Genomic DNA, 12,399 nt, shown 5'->3' with positions numbered 1-12,399 from the left:
ATGGAAAATTTACAAACCATTAAACAACGATTTGAGATTATTGGAAATAATACACACTTAAATCGTGCTTTAGAAAAAGCGATTAGAGTTGCTCCAACTGATATTTCTGTTTTAGTAACTGGTGAAAGTGGTGTTGGTAAAGAAAGTATTCCAAAAATAATTCATCATTTATCACACAGAAAGCATGCAAAATATATTGCTGTAAACTGTGGTGCAATTCCTGAAGGAACTATTGATAGCGAGCTTTTTGGTCATGAAAAAGGTGCTTTTACTGGTGCAACTACAGCCAGAAAAGGTTATTTTGAAGTTGCCGATGGCGGAACCATATTTTTAGATGAAGTTGGTGAATTGCCTTTAACCACACAAGTAAGATTATTACGTGTTTTAGAAAATGGTGAATTTATAAAAGTAGGCTCATCAAACGTACAAAAAACTAATGTTCGTATGGTGGCTGCAACTAATATAGACTTACATAAAGCAATTTCAAAAAGTAAATTTAGAGAAGATTTATATTATCGTTTAAGCACCATTGAAATTCATTTACCACCTTTAAGAGAACGAATTAGCGACATTCATTTACTTTTTAGGAAATTTGCTTCAGATTTTGCTCAGAAATATAAAATGCCTACGGTTCGTTTAACTGATGATGCTGTAAAATCTTTAGAAAATTATGGTTTTCCAGGTAATATTCGTCAGTTAAAAAATATTGCAGAACAAATTTCTATAGTAGAAGAAAATCGAGTGGTTAATGCCGCAATATTGTTGCAATATTTACCAACTAAAGGAACTAATTTACCTTCCATAATTTCTCAAGAAAAAAATGCTACCGATTTTGCTACCGAACGAGAAATTATGTATAAAATTTTGTTTGATATGCGTAATGATATAAACGATTTAAAAAAATTGACCTTAGATTTAATGCAATCAAATGATGCCTCTAAAGTGAAAGAAGATAACAAACATCTTATTCAAAAAATATATCACGAAGATCCAAAAAATAATCCTATTGAAAATAAAGTTGAAGTAGTTAGATATTCCGATAACGATACTAATTCAGGAAATTTTGAATACGCTGAGACTATTGATGCCGATGAAAGTTTATTTTTAGAAGATAAAGAAATTGAGTTGATAAAAAAATCATTAGAACGCAATAATGGAAAACGGAAATTAGCCGCAACCGAATTAGGCATTTCAGAAAGAACCTTATATCGGAAAATAAAACAATACAATTTGTAGTTAATTTAATATCTTTGAGCCTTATTTGTACTACCACAAAACCTATTAATGAAAAAATATAGATTTCTATTCCTAATTTTAACCTTATTTATCGCACAAAGTTGTGGCATTTATTCATTTACAGGAGCTAATATTAGTTCTGATGTTAAAACGGTACAAATAGATTATTTCCCTAACAATGCTATTTTAGTTGAACCAACGTTGAGTGAAGCATTTACACGTAAATTACAAGACTTATTTTTACAACAAACTAATTTAGATTTGGTTAAAGCAGGTGGCGACTTACAATTTGAAGGTGAAATTACAGGTTATAAAATTAACCCTATGACCGCCACTGCACAACAAACAGCTGCACAAAACAGATTAACTATTACTGTAAACGTTCGTTTTTTTAATAATAAAAATGAAGAAGACAATTTTGAGAGAACGTTTTCTCATTATTATGATTATGATGCAAAGGCTCAGCTAACAGGTGCCGTTTTAGATGATGCTTTTACTGAAATTTTAGAACGAATTACCCAAGATATTTTTAATGCTTCCGTAGCAAAATGGTAACTTAAATGAATGCAGATAGGTTAACATATTTAATAAATCATCCTAATAATTTAACATCTCAAGATATTGAAAAATTAGAGAAAATAAAAAAAGAATTTCCATATTTTCAATCTGTAAAAGCCATTCAATTAAAAGGATTATACAACTCAAAAAATTACAAATACAATGAATCCTTAAAAAAAACTGCGGCCTACACTATTGATAGAAATATACTTTTTGAATTTATTACTTCAACTCCATTTTTAGCAAGAAAATCACAAACAAAAGGTAAGAACAAAAAAATAATTTTAAATCCGATTAAAAAGGACACCTCTTATCTTCCAAAAGCAGTAATAGAACAAAAAGATACTGAAATTGAAACGCCAAATAAGGAAACTGATATTTTAGAATTAGGAAAGCCCATTAAATTTAATAGTACTGAGCCCCATACTTTTAATGAATGGATGAAGTTAACAACTCAAAAACCTATTCAACGGGGAAAAAAATCTATTGATAAATTAAAAATTATTGATCAATTTATTAAAACAAAACCAAAAATTAAACCCATAGCAAAACAACAAACAATAATTGATGTTTCAACAGAAAGCACTGCTGAAAATGAAAATTTAATGACTGAAACTTTGGCGAAAGTATATTTAGAACAAAAAAAATATGCAAAAGCCATGCAAGCTTATCATATTTTAAGTTTGAAATATCCAGAAAAAAGTAGTTTCTTTGCAAACCGAATAAAAGCAATTAAAATTTTACAAATAAATAAATCATGACTTTTACATTATTTTTAATCTTAATCATTATTGTAGCATTATTGCTAATACTAATTATTATGGTACAAGAACCAAAAGGAGGAGGATTATCTTCTTCATTTGGAGGTGGTGGAACACAATCATTAGGAGGCGTTCAAAATACCACCAACTTTTTAGACAAAAGCACATGGACATTATCTATCGTATTAATGGGTTTAATTTTACTTTCAAATTTTGCTGCACCGCATTCAAAAACAGCAACTCAAAGTTCTGAAGTTAAAAATACTATCGAAAATAGAGAAATCCCTGTTGCACCAGTAGATTCAAAAACTAATACAAGTTTACAAGATTCTTTAAAATAATTGAACAGAATTTTTATAAAAAAAATGCCAACGTAAATGACACGTTGGCATTTTTATATTAACATACTTCCTATTAAAAGTACATTTGTCAGTTTTTATAAATTGGCATACTTTTGGTCAATAAAATTGCTATAATTAATAATTAAACTTAAAATAAAATGAGTAAAATTAATATTAAACCGTTAGCTGATAGAGTTTTAATAAAACCTTTAGAAGCTGAAACAACTACAGCATCAGGACTTATAATTCCAGATTCAGCAAAAGAAAAACAACAAAAAGGAACTGTAATTGCAGTAGGTAACGGCACCAAAGATGAAGCAATGACTGTAAAAGTTGGCGATACTGTTTTATTTGGAAAATATGCTGGAACAGAACTTGTTTTAGAAGATACTGAATATTTAATTATGAGAGAAGCTGATATTTTAGCAATCGTTTAATTTAAAAAAAATAAAAAATGGCAAAAAATATAATTTTTGATATAGAAGCACGTAACGGTTTAAAACGTGGTGTAGATGCTTTAGCAAATGCTGTTAAAGTAACCTTAGGACCAAAAGGTAGAAATGTTGTTATTGGAAAAACCTTTGGCGGACCACAAATAACAAAAGATGGGGTAACCGTAGCTAAAGAAATTGAATTAGAAGATACTTTAGAAAATATGGGAGCTCAAATGGTAAAAGAAGTTGCTTCTAGAACCAATGATTTAGCTGGTGATGGTACAACAACTGCTACCATTTTAGCACAAGTAATTGTAAAAGAAGGATTAAAAAACGTTGCTGCTGGTGCAAATCCATTAGATTTAAAACGCGGTATTGACAAAGCTGTTACAGCAATTGTTAAAAACTTACAAGAACAATCTCAAGAGGTTGGAAACAAATTTGATAAAATAAAGCAAGTCGCTTCCATATCTTCAAATAATGATAAAACTGTTGGCGATTTAATTGCAGAGGCTTTTCAAAAAGTAGGCAAAGAAGGCGTTATTACTGTGGAAGAAGCAAAAGGAACTTCAACTTATGTAGATATTGTTGAAGGAATGCAATTTGATAGAGGTTATCTTTCTCCTTATTTTGTAACCAATGCAGATAAAATGTTAACTGATTTAGAAAATCCTTACATTTTATTATTCGACAAAAAAATTACCAATCTTAAAGATTTATTACCAATTTTAGAACCCGTTGCAAAAAATGGTAAACCTTTATTAATTATTGCGGAAGATGTTGAAGGCGAAGCTTTAGCTACCTTAGTAATGAATAAATTACGAGGAGCATTAAAAATTGCAGCAGTAAAGGCTCCAGGATTTGGAGATAGAAGAAAAGCAATGTTAGAAGATGTAGCTATTTTAACTGGTGGAACCGTAATTTCTGAAGAAAGAGGATTATCTCTTGAAAAAGCTACTTTAGAATTGTTAGGTACAGCCGAAAGAATTACTATTGATAAAGACAATACTACCATTGTAAACGGAGCAGGAAATGCAACTGATATTAAAGCAAGAGTTGCACAAATTAAAGCTCAAATAGAAACTACAACTTCAGATTACGATAAAGAAAAATTACAAGAACGCTTAGCTAAATTAGCTGGTGGAGTAGCTGTTTTATATGTTGGAGCTGCTAGTGAAATTGAAATGAAAGAGAAAAAAGACCGAGTAGATGATGCTTTACACGCAACGCGTGCAGCTGTTGAAGAAGGTATTGTTGCTGGTGGTGGTGTAGCTTTAGTTAGAACAAAAGAAGTTTTGAAATCTATTACCACAGATAGTTTAGATGAAGTAACTGGAATTAAAATTTTAGATAGAGCCATTGAAGAACCATTACGTCAAATTGTTGAAAATGCAGGTGGTGAAGGTTCCGTTGTGGTTGCTAAAGTTATTGAAGGAAAAGGAGATTTTGGATACAATGCCAAAACCAATGAATACACAAAAATGTTTAAAGCAGGTATTATTGATCCAACCAAAGTAACTAGGATTGCGTTAGAAAATGCAGCTTCAGTTGCTGGTATGATTTTAACTACAGCTTGTGCATTAGTGGATATTAAAGAAGAAGCACCTGCAGGAGCAGGAATGCCACCAATGGGAGGCGGAATGTCAGGAATGATGTAAAAATATAATTATATATAAAATAAATATGATATTAAAAAATCCGAGGTTTTAAATCTCGGATTTTCTTTTATTACACAGCTTTTAGGATAGAGTCCTAATTAGTATCTTTAAACCCGAGTTCGATATAAGAAAATAAATACTGGGTTGAAAATCAACAAGCTACGTCATTGCGATGAATGAAGCAAAGCGGAATAAGGAAGCAATCTCATTTTTATGAAAAGATTACTTCAAATTATAGCACTACGTTTATAATTTTCGCAATGACATTTTGATTTTCAGTTATTTAAATAAAATCCTTAGGTCGAACTAAGGTTTTAAATAATTTCTATCGGCAATAATCAACCAACTTTTTTAGTTGTGATTCATCATAATGTTTGTTTATCTTACTTTAGATTCATATTCTTATGAATATATAATTGGATTTGGATAAAAAGCCGCAATTGCAAACCAATAACTAACTACAGATTTTGCCATTTTCAACTGCTCCCCTGCTCTAGGACCAGATAATGCCTTTCCAAAAACAGACCAAGAATTGCCTTCATCATCGGTAATAAATACTTCCAAATCATTAAAAGCATAATTGAAATTTAAATTAGAATTGGCAGAATCTAATTCAAAAGCCGTTATTAACTTATCATTTCCAACCACTAAATAATCAATTCCATTGAAAGTTTGTTTTATGGCTTTCCCTCCTATGAATTTAGAAAACTGATACACTTTCGATTTTTCATCATTAATTAAAGCAAATACTCGTTCTTTATTTGGTAAAGCATCATTAGTTGGTGAAGCAGTAAAAAGGAAAAAATCATTATTTGTTTTATAATCTCCATAAGGGTATAAATCATAATTTCTTGAAAATCCTGTATCTAAACTTAAAACTTTTGAAGTTGGATATAATTTTTTCCAAGTTCCCCAATTAGTTTCAATAACTTGTTGAAGTTCTGGTTTATGACCTATTAGTGTACCATTCACACATAACAATTTTAGTTGAGACCAGTTACTATCTGTATTTCTATCATATAAAATTAAATTGGCATTATACAGTAACCCTGATACGCCAAATTCTGATTTAGTTCTATTGGTTAAACTTTCCCACCCAAAAGCTGTTCCAGTTAATGGACAATATGAAATTGTTATGGCATCACTTTCAAATTCATCATTTACAATTTCATGCCAGTCTAAAATTAAATGTGGATATGCTCTTACCTCATCACCAACCACAATTCCAATTACTAAATCTTCATCTGTTAAAAAATTAGTATTAGGATCATCTACATCCAAAAATTTAGGATTATCAATGGAAGGAATTCCGTCTTTTCCAGGGCCTCCATCTTTTACTTCTGAAATTGGTATTAACCAATCTTGTGAGTTAGTGCCTCCTCCTTGGTTATTACCATTGTTTCCTGAACTTCCACCATTATTATTGCCTGTATTATTACCAGATCCTGTTGAAGCAGTATTATTAATATCATTAGTGCTTCCTCCGCAGGAAACAAGTAACAACACCATAATAATCACATAAAAATTCTTTGTTTTCATAATAGTTAGTTTTTTAAAATATTAATTATTTCATTTTTTGGAGCTATTGTATATAATATTCCAGAAGTTAATCTATAAGTTGGTGTTAATTGTGTTCCTATTACATTACTATAAATAGGGATTTCTATTTTAGTAGAAAATTGAAGGTTTGAACTTATTTTTATTGAGAAATTTGGAATAATAGACACCCAATTTCCTCCTGTGCTTTCAATATTAAATCCACCTATTTTATCTTGTTGGGCATTTCTATATTTAAAAGACATGCTTGGTGATGTAACCGTTTTAAGCCAAATAAATTGATCAGAAAAACTTAAAAAAAATTGAATTTCATTTCCAAATTTATACTTAGTATCTCCAAAGTAAGAAGGATTAGTTCCTGTATTCCTATAAATTAACCTAGATGATACACTTAATGAAGGTCTAAAATTTAAAGATTTTGAAAAAGCCGTATAATAAATAAAATCCCAAGCATTACTTCCTGGTTGTAAATCGGCACTTAAAGTAATTCCTCCCGAAGTTTTTTTGGTTGAAGATCCTAATGGAATTTTAGTTCCAAATCCCACATTAAAATTAGAATTTTCTCCTAAGAAATCACCAAAATTATATTTAATCAAAGCAATTGCATCTCCTATTCCAGATGTTTCATCAATATTTTTATTGCCAAATTGTGAAATTTTACGTCGTTGATTCACCCAAGTAAAAAGTCCTTCAACCGCTAACCTATTGGAAATTGCATAATTAAAATTTAAAAGAACAGAATGTGTAATACGTAATCTTGCATTATCATTTAGCTTTTCTGAGCCACTATTTAAAGTATTTAAATTATTATAATCGTAATTTATACCTATTTGAGTAGTTCCTTTTTCTAAAATTGGTAAACCGATACTATTGCTAAGCGGTATTCCTCCAGAACAACATGTCTGAGCAATGCTATTATTTATTAATAATAAAACAATTATAATAACAAAATTAAACTTCATATAAAAAATCCTTTTTAATAAAGTCGAGCTAGTTATTTAAACCTTACTCAAAAATTAATAAACTGTAAATCAGCATCTTTTATCCTAAAAAATTTGATACATTAAAAATTAGATTATATATTTAACGTTTAAAATACTTTCCCCCTCAAATTTCCCCAAAAAACAAATTCGATTTTTTTATATTGAATGTTAAAATTATTGCTGTTAATTAGCTTTTATGCTAACTAATCTAAAAGAGAAAAAATATGAAATTCACCAAATTAGCAATCCTTTTTACCTTTATTATTGGATTGACCATTTTAGGAGATAAATCTAGGAATATTACGATTCCTAAAAGTTCTTTAAATCAAAAATTATTAATTAACAATAATTGTAAAACTACCATATCTGGTAAAATTTTAGATAAAGAAACTAAAACACCAATTTCAAACGCTCAAATAATTTTAATTTCAAACGGACAAGAAATTAAAAAGATTAATGTAAATGAAAAAGGAACATATTCTTTTAAGTTAAACTGTGGCAATAACTATAAAATTAAAGTAAAAGCTGCTTCTTACTTTAATATTGAATATCTTCTAACAACATCAAAAAATAATTCAGATTCCATTTTTAAAAATTTCTTATTAGAAAAAAAATGTTATCAAACTATTACAGGAACCATTATTAATGAATTTTCAAATAAAACTGTTGATAATGCAATTGCAACCTTATATTTAGATGGTGAAGAAATTGAAACTACTCAAGTAGATAAAGTTGGTATTTATAGCTTTAAAGTTAAGTGCAATTCTAATTATTATATTATTGTTAATAAATTAAATTTTATTAATGATCTGTTTGAATTTTCAACTTCAACTTCATTAAATAAAATAATTAAACACGATTTTATTTTAGAACCTGAATGCATACAAACTATTTCTGGAGTTATTAAAAATAAAGTCACTTTAGAACCCATAAGTTCCACCTTAAAATTATATCTTAATAATATTGAAATTGAAACTATAAATGTTAATAATGATGGTAATTTTTTAGTGAAATTTCAATGTACAACTAATTATAAAATAGTTGCTAGTAGACCTGATTATAAAGAAGATAGCTATAATTTTTTAACTGATTATACTGAAAATAAACAACCTGATTATTTTCATTTAAAAAAAGATTTATTTTTAGAACCTAACCAATGTTTTCAAGTTGTTTTAGGAAAAGTTTTAGACAAAGAGACTGAAAAAGTTATTCCTAATGCGCAGGTATCTTTATATTTTCAAAATCAGGAAATTAAAACTTTTCAAACTAATTATGATGGTTCTTATTTTTTTAATGTAAAATGTAACGATAGTTATGATTTAGTCACCTCAAAAGAAGGAATGACAACAGAAACAGTAAATTATATTGCTAATGAAAAAAAAGGAGATAATAAAACCCTAAATATTTATTTAGAAGCTAAAAATTGTGATCAAATAGTAAATGGAGTTATCATTGATAAAAACACCAAATTACCAATTTCAAATACCAAAGTTACTTTACTTGAAAATAATCTCTTTGTAAATTCAGTAAAAACAAATCAAAATGGAGCGTATTCCTTTCATATTATTTGTGATACTTCCTATAAAATTGAAGCGACTAATGCTGAGTACAACAAAAATAGTATTGATTTTTCTTCTGATAAAACAAGAAATGCTACTATTTCTAAATCCATAGCACTAACTCCGCTAGATTGTAATCAAGTAATAACTGGAATCATCACCGATAAAAACACCAAACAACCTATTGCAAACACAAAAGTTTCTTTGTTTGAAAATAATGCTGAAATAAATTCAATAAAAACTTCTGATAATGGGGAATTTAACTTTACCATTAATTGTAATTCTTCCTATAAAATTGAAGCAGAAAATACCGAATATAGCAAAAATAGCATTACTTTTTCTTCGGATAAAACAAGAGATGATAACATTTCTAAATCTATAATACTAACTCCGTTAGATTGTAATCAAGTAATAACTGGAATTATCCTTGATAAAAACACCAAACAACCTATTGCAAACACAAAAGTTTCTTTGTTTGAAAATAATGCTGAAATAAATTCAATAACTACTTCTGATAATGGGGAATTTAACTTTACCATTAATTGTAATTCTTCCTATAAAATTGAAGCTACTAATACTGAATACAGCAAAAATAGCATTACTTTTTCTTCTGATAAAACAAGAAATAAAGTTGAAAAAACACAAATAATATTAGACAAAAAAGAATGTAAGCAATTGGTAACTGGTATCATTAGAGATAAAATTAATAAAACACCTTTACCAAATACTACAATAACTTTATATCAAAACAATAAAGTAATTGGCACTAAAACTGTTGGTGAAGATGGAAAATATAAATTTAAATTAAATTGCCAATCAACCTATAAACTTAGCGTATTTAAAAATAATCAACTAGAATCTTTCCGAATTAAAACAGCTGTTGAAAACGGAAGAGTCCTTCACTTAAACTTTGACATTGAACCTTTAAATTGTGTTCAATATTTAAATGGTATCGTAACGGAAAACATTTCTAATAATGCCATTCCGGGTGCTGAAATAAAGCTACTTATAAGTAATAAAGAAGTGAAAAAAACTTTCTCCGATTCAAACGGAACCTTCTATTTTGAATTGGATTGTAAAAAAAACTATGTAGTTATTGCCTCTAAAACAAATTACACTTCTGAAAAGAAAACTGTAAGTACTATCACTAAAATTGGGCATCCTCATACTCTGAAGTTTTCACTAGAGCCGATAATAAAAGTAAAAGAAAAAAATAGAGTTAAATATATAGAAACCAAATCTATAAATTTTGATTTAGATGAATTTGAATTAACCAAAGAAGCAAAAATAGAATTGAATAAAGTAGTTTTCAATTTAAATCAAAATCCAAAGTTTAAAGTGGAAATTAATTATTATACTGATAGCCGAGGACCTGATGAATACAACCTTGAACTAACTCAGAAAAGAGCAGATGCTTCAAAAGATTATTTAATATCTAAAGGTGTAAATCCATCAAGAATAAAAGCAACAGGTTATGGCGAAACTCATTTACTTAATCGCTGTAAAAACAATGTAAAATGCACTGATGCAGAACATGCAATTAATAGAAGAACTGATTTTATAATTATACCAAATTAGAAGAATAAAAAAGAGATCGTCTAAAAGTTTTGAAAACCGTCATTCTGAACTTGTTTCAGAATCTCATTATGAGAACCTGAAACAAGTTCAGGTTGACGAAAAGTTTACTTTTTAGACAGCCTCTTTTTTTTATAAATTTATATTAAATATTAAACTTTTCCTTTACAATTTTCTTTACAACCTTTTGTATTATATTTTGCACATACCTTATTATTTGAACTGGTATTACCTTTACAAACACTTTTCGTTTGACAATCCGTTTTCCCTTTGCAAGCTGTTTTCGTTTGACAATCCGTTTTTCCTTTGCAAGCTGTTTTACCCTTGCAATCTGTTTTTTCTTTGCAATCCATTTTTCCTTTACAACCTTTACCACAATTTTTGTAATTCATTTTGCAACTTACTTTAGTTGAATCCGTAGCCTTATTACTAGATGCTACTTTTTTAAGCTTCATATTGCAAACCGGACAATTACCTTCTTTGTCGTACGTTTTTCCATGTTCACAATCCATCGGACATTGATAAACTGCACTTGCCATTTCTTTATGGTTATGCATTTCTTGTTTTTCAACTTTAATCTCCTTTTTTTCTTTTTTCGCTTCTTTATTACAAGAAACCATAATAACTGCTACAGCGAAAATTGCGACTATAACGTAAGTGATTTTTTTCATTTTTAAAATTTTATGTTAATCTTGATTTCTGACGAAAATAATAAAAAAATCAATATCAATTTAATTTTTTAAGTTTTTTAAGTTTTGAAAATAAAATGCAGGAAGTAATAGTAATAATAAAATAGGATGAATTAAAATTCTACGCACATAAAAAAGTAGCAAATAACCATCTCCTTGATTGAATTCTAAAATAGCCATTAAGCAAATAATCAGAATAATAAATAAATAAAAATATACTTTTGAAGCAAATAAAATCATTTTTATATCTTGAAAAATTACATAAATAACACCAATAGAAACTACACTATTTAAAAAGTATCGAATAAATGTACTCACAAAAAGTAAGCCTAAATTTAGAGAAGGAATAGGCTGATATAAATAATCTGATTTAAAATAATTTGCTAATGGATCATATAAAATGGGAGCGATAAATTCTCTAATAGCAATTAAGAAGAGAACTAAAATAATTAAACTGATAACTTTTAAACTATTTTTCATCTTTTAAAAGAAGCGAATTTTTTAACCCAAATAAACCAAAGTAAAAATGTAAGTCCATAAATTAAAAGTGGAAATATAATTTCGTGCAAGGTTTTTTCATATTCAGGATATTTATAAATGGCAATAGAAATAATAGCAATTCTAACAATATTGAAATAGTAAATTAACAAACTACCACCAATTATAAATAAAATAGTGTTTTTAAAACTTCCTTTAAAGGCGATAATAAAAGCGATATATAAAATAATAATACTAACAGAATTACATCCTTCAATAATTCTAGCAACCAGTTTGTTATTCACTAAAATATTTATAGAAACTTCTTTTGTATGTTGCTCCATAGAAACGTGATAACCTACAAAATTTAATAAATTTTCCGTTTGATTTGCAACATTTTTAGTAATTGGTGCACAAGCAAAATAAGGTTTTTTTACCTGATTTTCATTTAAATACCATGCATACAATACAAAAAGTAAAGCATAAACACCAAAAAATTTTATTAAAAAATAAATAACAGATTTATTACTTTGCACTTAAAAAGAATTTTATTTTTGCATAAAACTACAAA

12 protein-coding genes are annotated in these 12,399 nt (G+C 28.1%); 7 read left to right on the top strand and 5 right to left on the bottom strand.

The features are described 5' to 3' along the window. The 6 genes from L3J60_RS06535 (at position 1) to groL (ending at position 4,988) form a co-directional block, all read left to right on the top strand. Positions 1 to 1,236: a sigma-54 dependent transcriptional regulator gene (locus tag L3J60_RS06535; RefSeq protein ID WP_291974692.1), complete on the top strand. Its 1,236-nt coding sequence runs from the start codon at positions 1 to 3 to the stop codon at positions 1,234 to 1,236. A 48-nt stretch (positions 1,237 to 1,284) separates the two neighbouring features. Further along, positions 1,285 to 1,791 carry an LptE family protein gene (locus tag L3J60_RS06530; RefSeq protein ID WP_291974691.1) on the top strand — a complete coding sequence of 169 codons (507 nt, stop codon included), beginning with the start codon at positions 1,285 to 1,287 and terminating at the stop codon, positions 1,789 to 1,791. A gap of 5 nt (positions 1,792 to 1,796) precedes the next feature. Continuing rightward, positions 1,797 to 2,555, top strand: a complete 759-nt coding sequence (locus L3J60_RS06525; protein ID WP_291974690.1) for a hypothetical protein — start codon at positions 1,797 to 1,799, stop codon at positions 2,553 to 2,555. Beyond that, on the top strand, positions 2,552 to 2,896 hold the full coding sequence (gene secG / locus L3J60_RS06520) for a preprotein translocase subunit SecG (RefSeq protein ID WP_291974689.1): 345 nt from the start codon (positions 2,552 to 2,554) through the stop codon (positions 2,894 to 2,896). Before L3J60_RS06525 ends, secG begins: the two co-directional genes overlap by 4 nt. Positions 2,897 to 3,054: 158 nt before the next feature. Further along, positions 3,055 to 3,333, top strand: coding sequence for a co-chaperone GroES (locus L3J60_RS06515; RefSeq protein WP_291974688.1), 279 nt, complete (start codon positions 3,055 to 3,057; stop codon positions 3,331 to 3,333). Positions 3,334 to 3,350: 17 nt separating this feature from the next. Continuing rightward, a complete protein-coding gene (groL, locus tag L3J60_RS06510; RefSeq protein ID WP_291974687.1) occupies positions 3,351 to 4,988 on the top strand; it encodes a chaperonin GroEL in 1,638 nt (545 codons plus the stop codon). Positions 4,989 to 5,390: 402 nt separating this feature from the next. Here the strand turns inward: groL and L3J60_RS06505 are convergent, their stop codons facing one another. Then, positions 5,391 to 6,527, bottom strand: a complete 1,137-nt coding sequence (locus tag L3J60_RS06505) for a DUF3179 domain-containing protein (protein WP_291974686.1) — start codon at positions 6,525 to 6,527, stop codon at positions 5,391 to 5,393. Positions 6,528 to 6,532: 5 nt separating this feature from the next. Beyond that, the gene (locus L3J60_RS06500; RefSeq protein ID WP_291974685.1) at positions 6,533 to 7,507 is read right to left on the bottom strand and encodes a hypothetical protein; all 975 of its coding nucleotides are present in this window, start codon (positions 7,505 to 7,507) and stop codon (positions 6,533 to 6,535) included. 245 nt (positions 7,508 to 7,752) lie between these two features. Between L3J60_RS06500 and L3J60_RS06495 the strand changes: the two genes are divergently transcribed. Next, on the top strand, positions 7,753 to 10,665 hold the full coding sequence (locus tag L3J60_RS06495; RefSeq protein WP_291974684.1) for an OmpA family protein: 2,913 nt from the start codon (positions 7,753 to 7,755) through the stop codon (positions 10,663 to 10,665). Between the two features lie 149 nt (positions 10,666 to 10,814). Here the strand turns inward: L3J60_RS06495 and L3J60_RS06490 are convergent, their stop codons facing one another. Genes L3J60_RS06490 through xrtF form a run of 3 tightly spaced genes read right to left on the bottom strand, consistent with a single transcriptional unit; the run spans position 10,815 to position 12,364 of the window. Continuing rightward, entirely contained in the window at positions 10,815 to 11,333 is a 519-nt protein-coding gene (locus L3J60_RS06490; protein WP_291974683.1) for a heavy metal-binding domain-containing protein, read from the bottom strand. 60 nt (positions 11,334 to 11,393) lie between these two features. Continuing rightward, a complete protein-coding gene (locus tag L3J60_RS06485; protein ID WP_291974682.1) occupies positions 11,394 to 11,831 on the bottom strand; it encodes an exosortase F system-associated protein in 438 nt (145 codons plus the stop codon). After that, positions 11,828 to 12,364 (bottom strand): exosortase family protein XrtF, encoded by a 537-nt coding sequence (gene xrtF, locus L3J60_RS06480; protein WP_291974681.1) that lies wholly within the window; start codon positions 12,362 to 12,364, stop codon positions 11,828 to 11,830. Before xrtF ends, L3J60_RS06485 begins: the two co-directional genes overlap by 4 nt. Positions 12,365 to 12,399 lie beyond the last annotated feature (35 nt).

It is taken from the genome of Lutibacter sp. (genome assembly GCF_021647475.1).
Classification (GTDB): domain Bacteria; phylum Bacteroidota; class Bacteroidia; order Flavobacteriales; family Flavobacteriaceae; genus Lutibacter.
The sequence above is the reverse complement of the archived record's forward strand: the minus strand, read 5'-3'. Positions and strand labels throughout refer to the sequence as shown.